This window comes from Paenibacillus sp. FSL P2-0173 (genome assembly GCF_038008045.1).
Taxonomy (GTDB): Bacteria; Bacillota; Bacilli; order Paenibacillales; family Paenibacillaceae; genus Paenibacillus; species Paenibacillus polymyxa_B.
On record NZ_JBBOYK010000008.1, the window covers coordinates 123,237 to 143,648 of the forward strand.

The following is a 20,412-nucleotide window of genomic DNA, read 5'->3' on the forward strand; positions in this document are numbered from 1 at the left end:
TTATACTATGAAAGTCGTTCCTGCGCAATTACCGGTGCCCCGGACTCTCTCGTCTTTGCCATGACATATATATAACCGAAGACGTGTGCTTTTGCACCGCGGCATGTACAGAACGTCGTACGCCCGGAATCCAGAGAATAGCCCCAGAGTGGTCGCAGACGATGGGAATAACGGAACGCATTGAAGGAGGTATTTTTTCATCAATAAAAATATCTTTAACCTTTTTTCTTCCGTTTAATCCCATTACATACATGGTATCTCCAGGTAATCGCGAGCGTACAGTCAAAGGCAGACTCAATTGATCTGCGTCGAACCACGCTTCCTCCTTATTCACCGGATGGTCCGCATCCGAATAGGAAGCCCTTCGCCACCGAAGTATACCACCTGCCTCAGGCAACTCTAGCTCACCGGAAATAGGCAATACACTTAGTCCATAGCACCATTCGCCCATAACGACTTGCGTACGGTCAAACAAAACCGCCTGGTCATATTCGCGGACTCCAACCGCACCGCCTCCCAAATCCAAACTCCATGTAGACGATGCCTCTTGGAGAAGTCTTAGTCGAACGGTCTCAATTTTACGAAAATCAAAATTTTCACTGTCCGAAGGCAGATAATTTAATATTAGTTTAATCAACCTCCGTTGTAAAGCAACGGATAGCTTACGGTATGAAGCGATGGGAAACATGTACCTGCCATTATCCAAGCGCACCATTTTCTCGTATGCCGACAGTGTGGATGCCTCCATAAAGTCATTTTCGTCAGCCATCGTTTCGGCCAGCCGGTTTAGGGACGGTGTCAGTCGCTCATTATATTGCCCCAAAAAAGGAAGCACATCCATGCGAATGGCGTTACGACGGTATTTGGAAGATAAATTAGTGCTGTCTATCACATAGGAAAGACCATAAAAGTTACAAAACTCAATCAGGTCAGCCTTGTACATACGTAGTAGCGGGCGAATGAGTTGCACATTTTTTTCCCTGCGCGCCAAACGCATACCCGCCAAACCTGCTGGGCCGCTACCACGCAGCAAGTGCAAGAGAACCGTTTCGGCTTGATCGTCGCCGTGGTGGGCCATTGCAATATGCTGCGCTTCCCACTTTGTAGCCATATCATGTAAAAAGCTGTAGCGCAGCTCGCGGGCTGCTTCCTGTGGCCCCTTCCCGCTCTCCTTCATATAAGCGGGTACATCCACCCGAGCCATTTCAAATGGAAGTTCAAGCTTTCGGGCAATATTGCGTACCTCTTCAGCCTCCGCATCCGATTCCTCTGGTCTGAAGCCATGATGAACGTGAGCGCAGACGAGTTGTAAAGGCATATGTATAACGGATATTTCATGTAAAATGTGCAAAAGGGCCACCGAATCCGGCCCACCGGATACAGCAACCACAATGCGGTCTCCGGGGCTCCACAGTGAATGATCTCGCGCCAAGGCGAGCACTTCCTGTACAACACCGGTCGGTTTTGTTGTTCCCATTCACGACCCTCTTTTCTCCCGACCGTAAAAATGATGATCATCTGTTATCTTATGTAAGTCATGCTGCTACCTTAACGCAATCCAGAGCGCTCCGGCAAGCAGCAAAAGCGATACCGTAAAAGCATATCCCAGCCAGCGTGGGTTCCCTCTTTTGACCGACGATTGCCTGACATGTGCGGAAGCCAAACGTGACCAAGATCGGGCCGCTGCACGAGTATCGGAATATTCTCCACGCACTGCACCCAGTAGCCATTCGGCATAGGGGCGTAATACACGGCTGCGGCGAATGATGACCGTCAATTCTGCCGTATTACGCAACTGTGGCAGCCTGCTCGCAGCCGCCTTTAACGATTCGCTCTCCAATATATGAATCGTTAGAAGAGCGAAGGCAAACAGGTCATACTGGGAATCGGCATTTCGGCTGCCAGCATTCCAGAATCCCCTGTCATACCATTCTGTAAATTGTTTAACACTCCGACCAGCAAGAGACACCCCACCGTAGTCAATTAATTCAGCCTCTCCATAGGCATTGACCAAAATATTCTGCGGCTTCAGGTCGCCAAACACCCATCCTGCCTGATGGAGATCCGCCAGACGATTCAGTATACCGGTTCCAGCCACACCATACCATTCCGGTCCTTTGGCTGCCACAAAACGATGAAGCGGATCACCTTTAACATATCGCATAACATAAAAGGGGATTTCTCCGCTGCGTAACACTACATCATCCACCTCAAACAAAAAGGAAGGACTTCCATTTCGCTGAAGGGCGGCCTGAGTCCCCTGAGACTGCAATGTGGTTAGCACATTAATCTCTGATTGCAGATCAAGCGTGTTCTTCCCCATTTTCAGAGCAAATTGCCGATCGGCCTGTGCTTCTTTTACCAAATATACAGTTCCGTTCGCTCCCCGGCCCAGCAAGCGCTGGATGACATAGCTGCTCCGCTTCCACTTGCCCTTGATGACCGTTCCGGGTGCAAGAACGGGATCAGACGACGTAGTCACCGAGCATCCCTTCTCCTTTGCCATAGGATTCTTCCAGATCTTTCTGTTCTCCTAGTGTAACATATCGGTAATAATCAATCACTTGTAAAATGGCAGGACCTGTCGGTGTTGCCCCTTTCATCCGCAAGCGTCCAAATATCGATTTGATCTGGTTAAGCTCAGAGGTCCAACCGATATCCATGACTGCGTCTTCTCCCATTTTTCCGCCCGGAAAATGAAATACAGATATACGGCTGTGTCCGCTTCTGGACTGTAAACTGAGCAGCAAATCACGAATGCTGTCCTCTACAGCAGGCAGCTTGGGCTTCATGCTCGCACTTGCATCAATGAGCAAAGCAATCTCCAGGGTGCTTGTTTCTGTCAGCTCATCCATTACCTCAACCACTTGGGCTCGTTTTGCCGGAGGAAGTTCACCGATATGTTTGGCGCCACCCTCACCCAGAATGTGCGTTAACTCTCTATTAACCGCCTGCTGAATGGTTTGAACCACCGTTTTGCGCGTCATCATCTGCATGGTCTGAGCCAACTGCTTCGTCCCAACGATTTGGCTAAACCCTCCCCCTGCTTTAGCAATTTCTTGAATCTCCGCGCTGCCAAGCTCGCCAATAGTTCCATAATCTATGACTCCGGCGACGTTCACTGTAATACCTTCTCGTAAAGCTTGGGCAGCCGCCATGACTGGACTAACACCTACATTAGAGCATCCGTCTGTAATGATCAAAATTTGCTTCATCGTTTTTTGACCTCCGCTTCCTCTTAATCTATCCCGATAGATTCTATCTTTGCCTAATCCGGAACGATTCAAACGAAGGATGCGGATTTTTAAAAACGAATAAGGAATTTCCCGGGCAATGTCGGATTAGCTCACCGTCCGTGGACGTTCCAACCACCTCATGCCAGGTACATGGAGAGTTGCCCATTCTGGGCGGAAGTGATCTATTTTACTAACGACTACTGTCATATCATCATAGATTTGATTTTGTTGGTATCGAATAACCCTTTCTAGTAAGCAGTCGGCCAACTGCTGTGGATCTTCGCTTTCAATTTCCTGAATCATGCGTTTCATCCATATTTCCTTATTAACCGCATAACCCGGTGAGTCGTATATACCGTCTGTAATCATAATGAGAATATCACCCGGCTGGAGCTGCAGTGATACCAAATCAACTTCAATATCCTGTATAATGCCAATCGGCAAGTTGCTGGCAGATACGGGAATGACCTCCTCCCCTCTTTTAATAAAACTCGGCGTAGACCCAATCTTCATAAAGGTTGTCTGGGCCGTGTACTGATCAATCAGCGCCATATCGACCGTAGCATACATTTCCTCAGGTGATCGCAGCATCAGGACAGAGTTGACCGACTTGATCGCCAACTTTTCGTCCATACCCGATTGGAGTAATTCCTCCAAAATGTTAAGTGCTGCACTGCTCTCTTGCTGCGCGCGCTCTCCGTTCCCCATACCATCACTTAAAGAGACTGCAAAAGTCCCGTTCCCTAGCTCCATCATGCTGTAGCTGTCACCTGAGAAAAAATCGCCTCCTTTGGCGGCACTAGCTACTCCTGTAGCAATCTCATACGTTTTAGCAGAGCCAAACATGACTGTAGCCAAGCCTTGGCGGCGATCTGCCTCCGTTTCGCGCATCACAGCTATATGCTCGTCCAGTATGTCCGACAAAAGTGGAGCAATGATTTTCCGACATTCATCAAATCCCCTTGTATAGGCATGGACAATCTCAATTTCTACCTGACCTGCGTCCAGGTTTATGATCTCAATGGATTGAATGGACAAGCCCAGTCTATCAAGAGCCTCTCGTATTTGCTCTTCCTGCCGATGCATGGTTTGCCCTTCCCGCTGAATTTCTCGCGCTAAATCCTCCATGATTTGTGATACACCCGATAGTTGGTCAGCAACAAGCTGACGACTATCGTATACTTGGCGCTTCCACTGCATATTATGTTGGTAGAGGCTATACTGCTGCTTCATCACTTGCAGGACAGCGCCCGTTTTAGCACATGCCTTGCTCCATTGCGGCGGGATCTGCTCCGGTTCCAAATCCGGGTTATCCTCAATGGCGCTCATCATTTCCGTCATATACTGATGAGTTTGCATAAACTTTCCATCCCAGCACTGCTCACACTTGAAACAGGAGGCACATGTCCCTTCCGCCACCGCATTCATAAAGTGTTCGATTTCACCATCCGACTTCGTGCTCTCACTCGCAGATATCTGATGAAAGCTGCGGGATAGCTGACTGAATACACGGGAAAACTTCGTTACCCGCTCTGCGGTGAGATCGCGGACCCTTTTGGCATACTCATGCTGAGATTTGGCGTGGTCCTGCGTACCGGGAACATAGGTAGAAACCGCTTTAAAGAAACTTTTTGGGGTCATTAAGAATAATAGAATTGCCGCACAGCTCTCCCAGGTTGACGTCAGCACATCTCCGGTCCCGTCCAAATAGATTGTCAGAATTGAGGAGCCTAGCAGCATCCCAAGCGCAACAGCGCCTTTTTTCCCTTCACGCAGCATCCCTGCCAGCAAACCTGCAAAAGCGAGTAAACTCATCTGCACAATTGCAGACATATTGGCCAAGCTTAAAATTAAACCGGTAATTACACCGACCGATGCCCCCAGCGAAGCACCTCCCACCAAAGCAAACACCAAGACCAAATATCGCGACAGTACATGATCGACAGACAATGAATGAACAGTCCAGCCTACTGCTCCCGTCATCACAGAGGCTAATAAAATAATAAGACATAAAATTTCCTCATTTTTGAGCTGGCTTGTCTTCTTGCGGTACGTAAACAACGGGATGGCCTGCGTGAACACCAGCGTAAGCATAAAGCTGAGAACCGCATCCGTCCCCACAATGATAAGTTCATACCATGTAAAAGTCGGAGCCATCACGGCGTTAAATAAATTGACCATAAACACAGACAAGAAAACCATAAGCGGGGCATAGGATAATTCCAGACGGTCGAAGGTTCGTAGTCCGCGATACAGGAGATAAAATACCAGTAGCTCGCCACCAATCATAAATAACGATGGGTAAGGAGCTAACAGGCTGCCTAACACAACTGATACAGCTACAGGCAGCATCAGATCACGCCGAAGAAACGTTATGACCGCAAAATAAGCGAGGGCAAACGGAGAAAGCTCGTCCAAAATAGTGGCGCGTCCCAGTAGAACTCCCATAGCTGACAATAGCAGCATCCATCTTTGCGCCGTTACCCATTGCACCACTTTATGTGAATCCAGCCGTTTCTTGAGTCTGGAAGACCACCCTTCCGTACGCTCTTTGGATTTGGACTTTCTAGATTTTAACCCCGGAAAATGTACCACGTTCCATTTCTCCATCATGCGTCAGGCACCCCATTCATCAATTTGATGTTCCTATCTTAAACCGGAACGATTGAGAAAGTTTGTCAGAACCTCACGTCTTATTCCAAGAAATTTCCGACAAAAAAACGTTCTGCGCGAAAGGACAGAGCATCACTCTGAACATCAAGCTACGCCCGTATGGAAGCCGATGAAAGAAACGTCCCGCTACTCCTTATATGACCTCTCGATGTCGTTCATCCTGATGTCCAAACTAGCGATTTGCACAGAAGATAGACGGAAAACCGTTGGAGTTTGTCGGACGATTATGTCCTCACGACAAAAAAAACATCCACTTTCCAGCATCGTAGCTCTTATCTTCTTCGCCAAAATTGCGAATCTCATAAATGCCCGTACGACTAACCACTGGATTCAGCGCCGACAGCCGCTGCTTATCGCATCTGTTGTCGGTAGAACGCAAAAAAACCGTAGCAGTCTCTCGACTGTACGGTTTTCCGTGTATGATTGATACGGTTGTCAAAGTGAATTAAACACGCTTCGCGCCGCGTCCTCCGCGTTTACCTTCGGTGTTCTTTTTCAGCGACGAAATGCGTTCCTCACTATCTTTCAGGAAGCGTGACATTTTATCCTCAAATGAAGGTTTACCCGGTGCAGGCTTGAAAGAACGGCCTCCACGATCGCGGTTGAAACCACCGCCACCACCACCGCGTCCTTGACTTGGACCTGAACCTCCACCGCCGAAACGGTCGCCTCCGCCTGGTCCTCCTGTACGCTCCGGTCTTGGAGCTCTTGGGGGACGGGCTTCACTTGCCGGCTTGTCAATCGTTTGCTTAATGGAAAGTCCGATTTTGCCATCTTTGTCAACATTAATGACTTTCACCGTCACAACATCATTAATCTTCAGGTGGTCGTTAACATCCTTAACATAGTTATCGGCGATTTCCGAGATGTGAACGAGACCCGTGACACCTCCAGACAAATCCACAAATGCTCCAAAATGCGTGATGCCTGTCACTTTGCCCTCTAACTTGGTGCCCACTTCAATTGCCATAGAATAAAATGATCCTCCCTTAAAATATACAACCGATTTTTTTGCAAAAAAATCCCGCTGTGGTGATTTGATTATACAAAATGGCGGAACCAAGGTCAACTAAGCATTGGCCCGATAATGTTCCTATTTCTGATCTCCGATGATTGGCGTCTCTTCCGGTTTGTAAAGACCGTACTTGCTTCTGGCAATCTCGCCAATGTACTCAGGGTCCTTGAGACGATTCACTTCGGTTTGAAGCTGTTGTTCCGTTTGTGTAGCAGCTTGCTTCTGCTTTTCCTTCTGGGTGAGCTGTTCACTTCGATCGGCCATAATCATGCCTTGAGAAAAAAAGGTAAAAATTGCCCAACTACCAAAGGCGGCAAGCGATAGCAACCAAATCATGATTCGCCTGCGCCCGCCCGCGTTGGACTTGGACGTAGAAGATGAATGGCGATCTACAGACGAATTACGCATGATACTACCTCCTTCCAAACCATCTTTTCGCTGTGTTTTTCAGTCTGATACCCAGCTTTACGAGCAACTCTGGAGTCTTCCAGCGCGCTTTAAGCGGACCGATCAGCCATAGGATCGGCTTCCAAACCGGCATCAGGATGTATATCAGCATCCTTCCCAGGAACACAATAAGTGTCCATGTCCATCCGACCAGCTTGCGTAACAGCCGATACAGCGCTAACACCGGAAGAACAATCAGGATGCGCAGTATGCTGTTCACGATCAACGTCAGTCTGCGAACTATCTCTAATAACATTACCACAAAACGTTGGGTTGTAACACTAAAGGCCCAAAAATAGAGCCAAACCCCCAAAAGTAGTCCTAAAAAGACATAAAACCGCAGCTCACCGCGATTACTCGCGTATAGCACACGGAAAATAAACAAAGCCGAGGCCACCCAGTACAGCACGTCCAACATATGAACGCTCCAGCGGGCAAAATGAAAGCGGATGGACAGCACCCGGTAGCTGTCAAACACCACTCCCATGGCTATGCCCGACAACAGCATCCATGTCAATGTCAGCCATTGTGTGTAAGGGTTCATTTGAAGAGCTTGCCGAATAGGCTTTTTCCGTTTTTGGCCGGGGCCCCGGGCTCCAGGTAGACGAGGGAAGTAATCAAACCTTCAATGGACAACAGCCCCTCTTCTAGACTGAGGTTTTTGATATGTAAATGTTGTCCGCGAATGGTGAGATGGCCCAGCTCGGTCTGAAGCAAAAATTCTTCACTGTCAAAGCTCTCCACATTGCTGACGCCTGAAATATCGAGTTGCTTGCGGCTTTGCATGCGCAGATCATGGTGCTTGGACTTCCCTTGTTCAATCATGGCATGTACCCCTCCTTCTGTTCTTAGCTTATGAAGGGGGCCGTATGATTTAGAACCGCTTTTGCTGTTAATCAGCATATGATGGACGAAACCTCGTCATCTAAAGAAAAAAAAGCACTCCTTCATAAAATAATGAAGGAATGCTTTCATGTACAGTTGTGAGAAAATCAGATGTCTGCTTACCAGTTCAAACCATTGTCCCTGGCAATAGGCTCTTCCTTTACCAAAGTGTACATACTTGCAGCCTCGTCCTTGCGTGTAGTGTCGGCGAGCCGTTCCACTCGCACGGTCACCAGCTTCTGGCCAAACTGGACGGTAATTTCATCGCCTACTTTGACCGCACTGCTCGGCTTGGCTTCGCGTCCGTTCACCAGCACTCTCCCTTGTTCGGAGACGTCCTTGGCTACCGTACGCCGCTTAATCAGCCGCGAGACTTTCAAGAATTTATCAAGACGCATTAGTTAACGGCTTCTTTAAGCTTATTACCGGCTTTAAAAGCAGGAACGGTCGATTCTGGAATTTCAATCGTGTTACCGGTTTGTGGATTGCGGCCTGTACGGCTGGAACGCTTGCGTGTTTCGAAAGTACCAAAGCCGATCAGTTGCACTTTGTCACCGCTAGCAAGTGCATCTGTAATTTCACCAAGAACGCCATTCAATACAGCTTCAACGTCACGTTTGCTCAAACCGCTTTTGCTGGAAATATTGTTGATCAGATCTGTCTTGTTCATAAGATAAAAGCCTCCCAAATGTCAAAAAATAATCATCACGCTGCATGTCCATTTATGGAGCAGACGTGAGGTCCAACTGTGGCCGAAGCCCTCCTGAATGTCACTGTAACACGCTTAACTATAAGCTACAGTTATTTTCAGAATTACTACAAGTTATTCTGGCTTGTCCGTAAAAATCCTGCAATGACAGGCGTTTTTTTATTCGACCCCAGTTAAGCCAACATCCTACTACAAAACTCTGCCCATTGGCAAGTCTTCACAAACTGGGCCTTCTTTCAACCCTGCATATGTCTCATTTTACTGTTCTGTGCAGCCAAAAGCGAATATGTGGAATCACGCTTTGCCAAGGAGCTTTTTCGCTTCCTGCCAGTAAGTCTCCATTTCATCTACGCTGCTGTCTTCGGGACGGCGTCCCTGCTCGCGTAATTTCTGCTCAATATACTGGAAACGGTCGACAAATTTGCGATTGGTGGCGGACAATGCCTCTTCCGGATCTACTCCCATGAACCGAGCTGCATTCACTGCAACAAATAATACATCGCCTAACTCCAGCAACTGGGCTTCCACGGCATGCCCTTCACGAACCGCTTCCTTCAGCTCAGCCACTTCTTCGTCCAATTTATCGAATACGCCCTCAATGCTATCCCAGTTAAAGCCTACTTTAGCTGCTTTCTTCTGGAGCTTGTACGATTTCATAAGAGCAGGCAGATCACGTGGAACCCCATCCAGTACGGAAGGGTCTGCTGCCGTCGTGCCTTTAAGCCGTTTTTCCTCAGCCTTCATCTGCTCCCAGTTTTGCAGTGCCTCTTCCGCATCATTCGCTTGATTGTCACCAAATACATGTGGATGACGGAAAATAAGCTTATCATTCAGCCCCTGGATAACATCATACACATTGAAGGTTCCAACTTCCTCTTCCATTTGGGCATGCAGTAAAATTTGCAACAACAGATCGCCCAGCTCTTCCTTCATATGCTCAGGGTCGTCCTCATCTATCGTTTCAATGACTTCATACGTTTCTTCGATCAGATTTTTGCGGATCGACTGATGTGTCTGTTCACGATCCCATGGACAGCCTTCCGGACTGCGTAAAATATCGACAATCTCGTGTAAACGGTCAAAAGAACGCCGTTTCAGCGCCTCATCTTCACTGCGAGGTATGTATACCAAGGATAGGTTCCCGTAGCCCTCTACTCGATCTAGCTCGTACAGCGGCACCTTGTGCACCGCTTCCTCGCCTTCCACCCCAAGAGCGTGACCGACGTACACCTCATAATCGTCAGGATACCGCTCCATCAGGCACAGCTTCACATCAGAAGCCGTGAAGGTGTCATACACCTGTCCGATCAGCGTATGCAACTGAGGCTGGAGCCAGCTGGCATCCAGTGTACCTGCGTCCAACAGTTGGAAACCCTCGATCGGATCAAAACCAAGACGCACAAAAGCTTCATCCAGGAAACTTTCGCCACCCAGAATGTTCAGTTCAATCCCTTGCGCAGGACAACGCTCCTTAAGCAACTGCACCGCTGCTTCTGCCACCATCGGATGACCGGGAACCGCATATACGATTTCGCTTCCGTCTACCGCCTTAGCAGCCATCGTAATCAATTGGCTGGTAATTTCCTCGTATACCTCTGGAAAAGACTCCTTTGTCTCATATACCTCGTCAAACGACTCAAAAGCCACTTCAAACTCATTCAGCACTTGAACCGCAGGATGCTCCTTGGTCCGCAGATAGAGCGCTGAAGCGCCCCGCATTTTGTTCAATATCCCTATCGTAAGCTGATCCGGATCTCCCGAGCCCAAACCTACGACCGTTAATGTTACGCTCATATCCAATCCTCCGTTTCGCAGAAACAAGGTTCGTGCTCGAAAAAATATACGGCCTACCCCCGCTTCCGCTTCCTTTGCTTTGGGATTTACTATACCACAAAGTTGTATAGGCTCATAAAATGGCTGTGCCGCTTTCACGCCCTAAGCCCTATGCCTGGGCTAAGCCAGTACACGCAGCCTGCGCAGCACGGCTGCCAGCGGGCGTCCGAGCTTGGGCACCGCCACAAGCTCGGCTTCCGTGATCAGCCTCAAGCGTGCGAGGCCGATCACGAACACAACGGCGCCTGCTGCTACGCCCAGCAGGCTCTCCGCGGCTGCCGTGGCGCGACCTCCGGCAGCCCATCCCAAGGCACCCAGCACAGCGCTGGTGCCCCACATCGCCGCCCCGGCCGCACCAGCCAGGGCGATAAGCAGTGCCGCCGGCTTGAGCACGCTGGCGGACCAGCTCCCACGCAGGCCTACCAAGCGAGCCAGCAGCACGATGTTGATCACCGCCGCCAGCAGATAGGCGACAGCCCCCGCAATGGCGGCTCCAGCCGTGCCTAGCTGCGGCACGAGCAGCCAGTTTAGCAGCGCCTTGGCTACTGCGGCCGCGAGCATCGCCAGAGCCGGCGCGCGAACCGCGCCAAGCCCTTGCAGCAGCGCAGCCGAGATGATGCTGAGCGTACCGCCTACGGCGGTTAGCGCCATCCAGCGCATGACCTCGCTGCCGGTGTCGTCCGCATACAGCATCACATTGACGGGCACAGCCAGCACGATCAAGCCTGTCGCAGCGGCTAGTCCCAGCAACCAAAACCAGCGCAGCGATTGCTCGCACTGGCGACGTGCCAGCTCCGTACCGCCGGTCACCCGCGCCTCGGCCAGCGATGGAATGAATAATGCCGACAGTGTGGTAGCAAACATCATGACTAACTGTACCAGCGGCAGACCTCGGTTATACACGCCAAAGGCCACCATAACCGCAGTATCGTCCAAACCCTCCTGCTTTAACAAGCGAGGTACGGTAAAAGTGTCTACCAGGCTAATTAACGGAACGGCTAGCGCTCCAAGGCAAACAGGCAAGGCATAACGCAGCAGCGCCTTTAGCAAGGCACCGTTGCTTTCCGCCGGGTGTAGCTCTCCAGTTTGTGCTTGCACTGTCGCCATGACCGTCCCTTGCCTTCTAAGCCTCTTCCTGTGATTTCGCCAATATAGCAACATGACGACCAATCCCGCTGCTCCACCTGCTGCTGAACCAAACACTGCTCCGGCGGCAATCATATCCGCCCCCGCTCCTTGCGACAGCATGAGCAGCAACAGCATAATCATCACGCTTACCCGTATCGCCTGCTCCGTCACTTGGGAGATAGCAGTCGGAAGCATATTTTGCAAACCTTGAAAATATCCTCTCAATCCCGCCATAACCGGTACGAACAAAAAGGCAAACGCCGCCGCCCTCACCGATGGAATAACGTGAGCATTGTCGATCCATTGACCAATGAGCGGCGCGCACGTATACATCAGCACGCCCAAGATCAATCCAAAGACACCCAAGACAAGCGAAGATAGCCGAGCAACACGTTGCCCCGCTGCCTGGTTTCCCACTGCCTCAAACTCAGCTACAAATTTGGATATTGCAGCCGGAAATCCAGCAGCTGCAATGGTAATGAACAGCGTATAAAAAGGATAAACCGTATTATAAATGCCAAACACGCCGTCGCCGCCGATATTCTGCAGCGGGATTTTTTGCACTGTGCCGATCAGCTTGCTCGCTACTGCTGCCAGTGTCAAAATGACAGCACCTCGTAGCAGCCGCGAAGCGGCGCGATTTTCCTGCATTCTCCGTCTCCACTCCCACCTGAAATATGCATCTTTCACGAGTCCTATTATACCGCCTCTTCTCCCGGAAAGAAAAAAAAACCCTGTACAACGCAGGACGGCTTTCGCCATTCTGTACGTCATACAGGGGTGAAACGGGATGTTACTGTTCCATTTGTTTGCCCAGGAAGCCAGCGGCTGTTTCAGCCATTTTGATCTCCATTTCGGACATTTTTACATTTTCGTCCTTGTTCAACAATACAACGGAACCAATGGGATCACCACCGGAAACAATGGGAGCCGCCACAAAGGACGAGAGTGTTTCTTCGTGGTCTCGCGTTAGCTCATAGGAGCCGCTGGCTGTCTCCAGCACAGTTTTGCGATTATCCATACTACCTTCGATAATGCTACCGATTGGCTTGTCCAGAAACTCTTTTTTAGAGCCTCCAGCCACCGTAATAATGGTGTCCCGATCGGTAATCATTGTAATATGGCCCGTGCTTTCAAACAGGGACTCAGCATATTCTTTGGCGAAATCACCAAGTTCACCAATAGGTGAATACTTTTTCAAAATGACTTCTCCGTCACGATCCACAAAAATCTCAAGCGGATCTCCTTCACGAATTCTCAAGGTGCGGCGAATTTCCTTTGGAATAACTACCCGCCCAAGGTCATCAATACGGCGAACTATACCAGTAGCTTTCATTTCACATGTTGCCCCACTTTCTCAAGAAGAATTTAGTAAACTACTGACGGTATCGAAAGACGCTTCCACTCCCCCAGAAGCGGTCACGAAGAACGTCACGGTCATGGTGTTTATGGTGATATCTGACCATAGTATTCATCTGTTCCCAATTCCTTATGCATGTTCAGTTATTTACCTTCGTTTGTAGCTCCATCTTTGGCTGTTCCTGCATTGGTATCGCCCGTACCGTTTGTTGCTGCGCCCGGTGTAGTTGTGCTACCAGCACCGGAAGTTGCACCGCTTTTCTCTTGCGTAGCTGGTACCTTCGGCAGATTGATTTTCAAATCAAGCTTCGTCAAATCATTTTCGGTAAAGTTTTGGATACTTTCCCCGGCCAATTTATTTTTCAGGGCAGCCTTTTCGTTGTCTTTCAATTTATCAAACGTTGGCTCATTGCGGGACTCCACTTTGATCACGTGATATCCGTATTCCGTTTCCACTGGCTCACCGATTTTGTTAATCGGCTGAGTCTCAGCGGCCTCTTTAAATGCAGGTACCCATTGCGCTACGGATGCATTCTCATACAGGCCTCCGTTAGACGCAGAACCTGGGTCTTCTGAATACTTCTTGGCAATCGTCGCAAAATCCGCTCCTCCGTCCAGCTTCGCCTTCACTTCTTTGGCCAGCTTGAGGGTATCCTCTTTTTTGCGCTGTTTCTTCGTTTTAGGATCTTCGAAGTTAATCAATACATGACGCACGGTTGCTGTTGTGAATTGATCTTTATTTTTCTCAAATTCCTGTTTTAGCTGATCATCTGTTACTTTGTTGGTTTCGCTGTTGATTACCGTCATTACACGCGTGAAGTAATCTTTCACACCTTGTTCGGTCAGTTTTTTATCACTCAGAAATGTCTTGAACTTATCTTCTCCGACTGACTTTTTATACTGCTCCAGCTGTTCGTTCCCTTCTTTGGCACCCTGCTCCTTGGCCTTGTCGTCCGCTTTGGCCGCCAGAAGCTTGTACACCACTTCCTGCTTTACAATTTGCTCCCGTACCTGATCCGAAGCTAACGCAGCCTCATATTCCGGGTAAAGGAATTTCATCATGCTGATTTCTTGGTTGAACTCATTTTCGGTAATGGTTCCACCCTTATAGGTCACGACAACCTTGCTGTTGTCCTTCGGTTCATCCTTGACCTTGTTCTCATCCGCTTGCTTCGTACATGCTGCCAGCACGGATATAGCTAGCAGCGCTGCCATTCCCAAGGAGAGCATTCTCCAAGGTTTTCTTTTATTTAGTTGTGGCATTTTGCAGTTCCTCCTTCAATGTGAATGCTTCTTTCAATGCACTCAAAAATTGTTCCAGCAGTTCTAGCAACTGTGGATCATTTAGACCTTTGCCCTTTATGCGTGCGCTCATAGAAGTGCCCTGTTCAAATTGTACACGTCTTTCAAAGCGATTGCCAATCTCGGCAAGTTTAGCAGTCTGTACCGCCTGCTGGCGCCCCTCATGGAATTTCAGCACTATATTGTCATCCCGTTGCACCATGGACTCGATGCCATACATGCGTCCATATACCTTGAGGCGAGCCACGGCTAGCAAATGACGCACAGCCTCTGGCAGATCGCCAAATCGGTCGACCAGTTCATCCTCCAGTTCGGAAGCCTCGTCAAAAGTGCTGACCGCTGCAACCTTTTTATAAATCTCAATCTTCTGGATGCTGTCATAAATATAGTCTCCCGGCAGGTAAGCATCGACGCCTAAATCAATCGACGTACTCCAATTCCGATTGGACTGATCCTCTTCTCCAAGTACGCTGACTTTACGTTTATTAATTTCCTCAGCCAGCATCTGCGAGTAAAGATCAAAACCGACGGATGCGATGAATCCATGTTGTTCAGCGCCAAGCAAGTTACCCGCTCCGCGGATGGACAAATCGCGCATTGCAATCTTGAACCCGGAGCCCAACTCTGTAAATTCTTTAATCGACTGAAGGCGCTTCTCCGCCACTTCCGTGAGCACCTTATCCCGCTGGTACGTGAAATAAGCATAGGCAATCCGATTCGAACGACCTACACGCCCACGCAGCTGATAAAGCTGAGATAGCCCCATTTTATCGGCATCATGCACAATGAGTGTATTCACATTTGGAATATCCACGCCGGTTTCGATAATGCTGGTGCTGACCAGCACATCATATTCGCCATCCAGGAAATCCAAAATAGTTTTCTCCAGTTCGGTTTCGGACATCTGTCCGTGACCCACGCCCACCTTGGCCTCCGGTACGAGCGCATTGATCTCTGCAGCCATCTCCTGAATGCCCTGCACGCGATTATACAGATAGTACACCTGCCCTCCGCGTGCCATCTCGCGTTCAATGGCCTCACGAACTAGAGTCTGGCTGTGCTCAACCACATAGGTTTGCACTGGAAAACGGTTTTCCGGTGGCGTCTCAATGACTGACAAGTCACGTACACCCAGCATGGACATATGCAACGTACGCGGAATAGGTGTTGCCGTTAACGTCAGCACATCTACGTTCGTTTTCAGCTTCTTCAGCTTTTCCTTGTGGGTTACGCCAAATCGCTGTTCTTCATCGACAATCAGCATTCCCAAGTCCTTAAACACCAGATCCTGCGACAACAGACGATGGGTACCAATGACAATATCGACCGTGCCTTGCCGGACCCCTTTAATCGTCTCATTCTGCTCTTTGCGCGAGCGGAAACGGCTCAATACCTGAATATTGAACGGATACCCTGAAAAACGTTCACGGAACGTCTCATAGTGTTGTTGTGCCAAAATTGTCGTCGGTACCAGCACCGCTACTTGTTTACCTTCAATAGCAGACTTAAAAGCAGCACGAATAGCAACTTCAGTTTTGCCGTAACCTACATCACCGCATAGCAAACGATCCATCGGGCGACTCTGCTCCATGTCCTTCTTAATCTCTTCAATGGCCCGGATCTGGTCACGTGTCTCATCATACGGGAACATATCTTCAAACTCTTGTTGCTCCGGTGAATCCTTTTCAAAAGCAAACCCTGGTGCCGACTGTCGTTCTGCATATAGCTTGATTAAGTCATCCGCAATATCTTGAACCGAGCTGCGCACCTTACTTTTAACCCGTGTCCACTCATTGCCACCCAGTTTATAAATCTTGGGTTCCTTGTCCTCTGAGCCGACATATTTCTGAATCAGATCAATTTGTTCAATCGGCACAGACAGCTTATCTCCACCCGCATAGAGAACATGCATGTAATCCTTATGGATACCGCCAACCTCCAGCGTGCCGATTCCCATGTACTTCCCGATCCCGTGATTTTGGTGTACGACATAGTCGCCCACCTTCAGCTCGCTATAGCTCTTAATCCGTTCTGCATTGTCCACATGCCGACCCTGCTTACGAGCTTTCCGCTGCTTCTGGGAAAACATTTCACCCTCGGTAATGACTGCCAGATGAATAGACGGCATTTCAAAACCGCTTTGCAGATTGCCGATAGCCATCGTAGGCTCATCAATACCGTAATCTTCAAGCACTCGGCGCATCCGATCTAGACGTTCATCTCCACTCGCCAGCATCATAACCTGTGTGCCCGCTTTGCGCCAACGATCCATCTCCGCCTTGAGCACATTCATTTGGCCATGGAAATCCTGCATGCCTCGGCAGATGAAGTTCAAAATATTTTGTGGCTGGGTATGAGGAACCTGACGGAGGAAAATCGACAGAAACAACGTCTGAAATCTCCGGTTGTACAGCAGATTGTCCGCGTCATCTGACAGTTCTAGCTGCGGTAACGTTTTACCGTTTTGAAGCAAATGCAGATTCCATTCCGACTCATCCCGTTCCAGTTGCTTGGCTGTTTCCAGCATACGTGCCGGTTCATCAATAATCAGAATCGTATCTTCCGGCATATAGTCTGCTAGGGTTTTACGTTCAGGATACAGCAGGGAGATATATTTATAGATTTCGTCAAAATACACATGCTCTCGCAGCAACTCAATTTCACGATGAATCTCTTCTTTCAGATGCTGCTTAGCTTGACGATCCGTCATTTTGCCCAGCTGCTCCTCCAACAAAATAGCAGCGGCATCCGCCGCCTGGTCCATACGCTGGTTATTCGCAATAACTTCCTTACACGGTGTTACAGTAACGTCCTGAACCTTTTCCACCGAACGCTGATCTTGCGGATCAAACTTACGGATCGAATCAATTTCATCGTCAAACAGCTCCACACGATAGCCCCAACGGGTTGTCATTGGATAAAAATCAATAATTCCTCCGCGTACGCTCATCTCTCCACGTGATTCCACACGCTCTACACGCTGGTATCCCATCTCGACCATATGTAGCAAAAACGCTTCCAGCTGAATCGTTTCGCCTTCTTTCAGCTCAATACGAGCCTCACGCCATGTTTCCGGAATTGGCAGTAAACGTCGGACACCAGAAAACGGCACGACAACAATCCCACGAAAACCCTGGGCGCAGCGTATCAATACATCAATTCGTTGGGACAATGTCTCTGGACTGGATATTGCTGCTTCAGCAGCTACCAGCTCATTAGCAGGATACAATAAAACCTGATTAGGAGAAAGCGCTTCCTGTAAGTCATCTGCTATTTTTTGAGCGGCAAACATATTGTGCGTCATGACCATTAACGGTCGTCCGGTATCTTCGGCAAGCGCGGCCATCAGTACCTGTCGGGAAGAGCCTGATAAACCTGATATCAGTTGTTCCTTCATTCCTGATGATATACCTGCTGCAATGGATGCATAATCAGCATCCTTCGTAAAAGCCTGAATAAGTGCTTGTAACAAAAAAGGCACCCCTTTATGCTTATAAATAGTTACATGTAAACCGAAAAAGAAGCCTCAGCAATGCTGCCAAGGCTCCATAAGCGGAATTGCCGCTTCACCTCTCAAGCTGGTACATCCTACCAGTTGAATACCTGTTATTGGAGCGGATTAACGAGCAGACTCAGCTCAGGATTATTCTCCAATGCCTGACTGCAATGCTCGCAAATGACTTTGACGGTCACTTCACCACCCGAATTATACGCTATTATATCTCTACGTTCGGCAGGGGTCAAGGAATGGAAGCCCAACCTTTCTTCGGTTATTGCCGCGGAATCAATTCGTCCCAAGAAAGTTCGACAATGTCTGCATACATAATTAACAATCATGTAATGTATATGCCTCCTGAAAGTTTTCTATACCTTTCAGTATGTCCAACAATCTTCCATTTAAGCCCGTCTGCCTGCGTCTGAACTTACTTGTTGAATTCAGCCATCGTCCGTTCAAACGGATGACTCAAGCTATGCTCTAAGGCGTTGCACGTGTCCTCGATCATTCCGGCCAGTAATTCTTTTTCCTTCTTGGGAAAGGTACCCAGAACATAATCGACAATAGCATGTCCAGGTTCCGGGCGGGAAATGCCCATACGTATCCGATTGAAGGACTGCGTGCCGGTATGCTGAATGATCGATTTAATGCCGTTATGACCGCCTGCGCTACCTTGATAACGCAATCTTATTTTACCGACTTCAGTATCCAGATCATCGTACACGACAACCAGATCTTCCATATCGGCCTTATAGTAGTCCATATAAGCACGTAGAGACTCGCCTGATAGATTCATATAGGTCATTGGCTTAATCAGTACGGTTTTTACGCCACCAATGTGGCCTTCTCCAATCAACGCCTTGCATTTGCTTTGGTTAATCTGGATGTTATGACGCGAGGCAAGAGCATCCAATGCCATAAATCCGACATTATGTCTCGTTTTCTCGTATTGGGGACCGGGGTTGCCCAATCCTACAATCCACTTCATAACCTTGACACCCTCTTTCGCAGTCTGTATTTTTTGGTAAAATAGTTGTATTGAATAGGAAGGTGCGTGCCGGTATGCTCAATCAAGGTGATATCCTCTTATATGACAGCCATTTTCTATATCATTTAAAACATTCCGTTCCTGTCCAGATATATGACGGGAATGTACATATTCAGATTGGCATCGTTGCGCGTTTTAATGAGCATTTCGTCGAAATAGAGGACACACTATACAATCGTCAACGCTTCACATTCATATCTCGCCCAGGCTTTTAGCCTGACATGCTGATAGGGGTTACCTTTTCCATATGGAAAAGGCAACCCCTTTTTTAATGAGCCAGCGCTTATTCGATTTCAAACAGTTTGCTGATCGACAATTCTTCATGCACACGGATGATAGCTTCTCCCATTAATGGAGCCACAGACAATACCTTCAGCTTGCTTGTCGGATTCGGGTGAACGATCGGGATCGTATCCGTCACAACCACCTCTTTTAATGGCGAATTCTCCAGTCTTTCCATAGCAGGACCAGAAAGCACAGCATGTGTACAACATGCATACACATCTTTTACGCCGCCTTCTTTAAGCGCATTTGCACCTAATACAATCGTTCCGGCTGTATCAATGATATCATCAATTAAAATAGCCGTTTTACCCTCAATGTTCCCGATGATATTCATCACTTCACTGACATTTGGCTCTGGACGACGCTTATCAATAATAGCGAGCGGCGCACTCAGGAAGTCCGCCAGCTTACGCGCACGAACAACCCCGCCATGATCGGGTGAGACGACAATCGGGTTCTCAATTTGCTTGGAACGGAAATATTGGGCCAGAATTGGCGCTCCCAGCATATGATCCACTGGAATATCAAAGAATCCCTGAATCTGCATCGCATGCAAATCCATGCTGATCACGCGGTGAGCTCCCGCTTTTTCAATCAAGTTAGCGACAAGTTTCGCTGTAATCGGATCGCGTGAACGAGCTTTACGATCCTGACGAGCGTAACCGTAATATGGCATAACGACATTGATACTTTTGGCAGAAGCGCGTTTAAGTGCATCAATCATAACCAATAACTCCATCAAGTTGTCGTTAACCGGCAGACAAGTTGACTGTACAATATACACATGGCAGCCGCGTACGCTTTCCGACAGCTTAACCTGGATTTCACCGTCACTAAACGATGTGGTATGGGATTCCCCCATTGGGATGCCGATGTAGTCCGCAATCTGGTGGGCTAACTTCGGATTGGAGTTACAAGTAAATATTTTGAGTTTGGAATCGCAATAAGTCATTAATAGAAACCCTCCGTGCTGGTTCATTCATTACAGATTCAACA

20 protein-coding genes are annotated in these 20,412 nt (G+C 48.6%); 1 reads left to right on the forward strand and 19 read right to left on the reverse strand.

Features of this window, described 5'->3' with window-relative positions:
* Positions 1-28: 28 nt before the first annotated feature.
* The 18 genes from tilS to pth all read right to left on the reverse strand — a co-directional run bounded on the left by tilS (position 29) and on the right by pth (position 19,071).
* A complete protein-coding gene (gene tilS, locus MKX30_RS26530) occupies positions 29-1,477 on the reverse strand; it encodes a tRNA lysidine(34) synthetase TilS (RefSeq protein WP_023986446.1) in 1,449 nt (482 codons plus the stop codon).
* Positions 1,478-1,543: 66 nt separating this feature from the next.
* Entirely contained in the window at positions 1,544-2,482 is a 939-nt protein-coding gene (locus MKX30_RS26535) for a protein kinase domain-containing protein (protein ID WP_307354289.1), read from the reverse strand.
* Entirely contained in the window at positions 2,466-3,215 is a 750-nt protein-coding gene (locus MKX30_RS26540) for a VWA domain-containing protein (RefSeq protein ID WP_023986444.1), read from the reverse strand. Before MKX30_RS26540 ends, MKX30_RS26535 begins: the two co-directional genes overlap by 17 nt.
* Positions 3,216-3,341: 126 nt before the next feature.
* Positions 3,342-5,849, reverse strand: coding sequence for a stage II sporulation protein E (spoIIE, locus tag MKX30_RS26545; protein ID WP_028542513.1), 2,508 nt, complete (start codon positions 5,847-5,849; stop codon positions 3,342-3,344).
* 292 nt (positions 5,850-6,141) lie between these two features.
* Positions 6,142-6,348, reverse strand: a complete 207-nt coding sequence (locus MKX30_RS26550) for a hypothetical protein (RefSeq protein WP_023986442.1) — start codon at positions 6,346-6,348, stop codon at positions 6,142-6,144.
* Between the two features lie 6 nt (positions 6,349-6,354).
* Complete coding sequence (locus MKX30_RS26555) at positions 6,355-6,879, reverse strand: S1 domain-containing RNA-binding protein (protein ID WP_014279051.1); 525 nt, start codon at positions 6,877-6,879, stop codon at positions 6,355-6,357.
* Between the two features lie 123 nt (positions 6,880-7,002).
* Positions 7,003-7,332, reverse strand: coding sequence for an FtsB family cell division protein (locus MKX30_RS26560; RefSeq protein ID WP_013308137.1), 330 nt, complete (start codon positions 7,330-7,332; stop codon positions 7,003-7,005).
* Positions 7,333-7,336: 4 nt separating this feature from the next.
* Positions 7,337-7,915, reverse strand: a complete 579-nt coding sequence (gene yabQ / locus MKX30_RS26565; protein ID WP_023986441.1) for a spore cortex biosynthesis protein YabQ — start codon at positions 7,913-7,915, stop codon at positions 7,337-7,339.
* Positions 7,912-8,196, reverse strand: a complete 285-nt coding sequence (gene yabP / locus MKX30_RS26570; protein ID WP_013368685.1) for a sporulation protein YabP — start codon at positions 8,194-8,196, stop codon at positions 7,912-7,914. Before yabP ends, yabQ begins: the two co-directional genes overlap by 4 nt.
* A gap of 179 nt (positions 8,197-8,375) precedes the next feature.
* Complete coding sequence (locus tag MKX30_RS26575) at positions 8,376-8,654, reverse strand: RNA-binding S4 domain-containing protein (protein WP_016818913.1); 279 nt, start codon at positions 8,652-8,654, stop codon at positions 8,376-8,378.
* On the reverse strand, positions 8,654-8,926 hold the full coding sequence (locus MKX30_RS26580) for an HU family DNA-binding protein (RefSeq protein ID WP_007428028.1): 273 nt from the start codon (positions 8,924-8,926) through the stop codon (positions 8,654-8,656). The genes MKX30_RS26575 and MKX30_RS26580 overlap by 1 nt, the downstream gene beginning before the upstream one ends.
* Positions 8,927-9,259: 333 nt before the next feature.
* Positions 9,260-10,759 (reverse strand): nucleoside triphosphate pyrophosphohydrolase, encoded by a 1,500-nt coding sequence (gene mazG / locus MKX30_RS26585; RefSeq protein ID WP_023986440.1) that lies wholly within the window; start codon positions 10,757-10,759, stop codon positions 9,260-9,262.
* A gap of 159 nt (positions 10,760-10,918) precedes the next feature.
* Complete coding sequence (locus MKX30_RS26590; protein ID WP_341063881.1) at positions 10,919-12,577, reverse strand: putative polysaccharide biosynthesis protein; 1,659 nt, start codon at positions 12,575-12,577, stop codon at positions 10,919-10,921.
* Positions 12,578-12,719: 142 nt separating this feature from the next.
* Positions 12,720-13,262 (reverse strand): stage V sporulation protein T, encoded by a 543-nt coding sequence (gene spoVT / locus MKX30_RS26595; RefSeq protein WP_023986438.1) that lies wholly within the window; start codon positions 13,260-13,262, stop codon positions 12,720-12,722.
* A 167-nt stretch (positions 13,263-13,429) separates the two neighbouring features.
* Positions 13,430-14,548 (reverse strand): peptidylprolyl isomerase, encoded by a 1,119-nt coding sequence (locus MKX30_RS26600; protein ID WP_023986437.1) that lies wholly within the window; start codon positions 14,546-14,548, stop codon positions 13,430-13,432.
* The gene (gene mfd / locus MKX30_RS26605) at positions 14,532-18,059 is read right to left on the reverse strand and encodes a transcription-repair coupling factor (protein ID WP_341063883.1); all 3,528 of its coding nucleotides are present in this window, start codon (positions 18,057-18,059) and stop codon (positions 14,532-14,534) included. Before mfd ends, MKX30_RS26600 begins: the two co-directional genes overlap by 17 nt.
* A 134-nt stretch (positions 18,060-18,193) precedes the next feature.
* Positions 18,194-18,424: an anti-sigma-F factor Fin family protein gene (locus MKX30_RS26610; RefSeq protein WP_013308128.1), complete on the reverse strand. Its 231-nt coding sequence runs from the start codon at positions 18,422-18,424 to the stop codon at positions 18,194-18,196.
* 86 nt (positions 18,425-18,510) lie between these two features.
* Positions 18,511-19,071 (reverse strand): aminoacyl-tRNA hydrolase, encoded by a 561-nt coding sequence (gene pth / locus MKX30_RS26615; RefSeq protein ID WP_023986435.1) that lies wholly within the window; start codon positions 19,069-19,071, stop codon positions 18,511-18,513.
* Between the two features lie 74 nt (positions 19,072-19,145).
* On the opposite strand from pth, the gene MKX30_RS26620 reads away from it, so the two are divergent.
* Positions 19,146-19,346, forward strand: a complete 201-nt coding sequence (locus MKX30_RS26620) for a hypothetical protein (RefSeq protein ID WP_023986434.1) — start codon at positions 19,146-19,148, stop codon at positions 19,344-19,346.
* Between the two features lie 68 nt (positions 19,347-19,414).
* Here the strand turns inward: MKX30_RS26620 and MKX30_RS26625 are convergent, their stop codons facing one another.
* On the reverse strand, positions 19,415-20,368 hold the full coding sequence (locus tag MKX30_RS26625) for a ribose-phosphate diphosphokinase (RefSeq protein WP_013308125.1): 954 nt from the start codon (positions 20,366-20,368) through the stop codon (positions 19,415-19,417).
* Between the last annotated feature and the right edge of the window lie 44 nt (positions 20,369-20,412).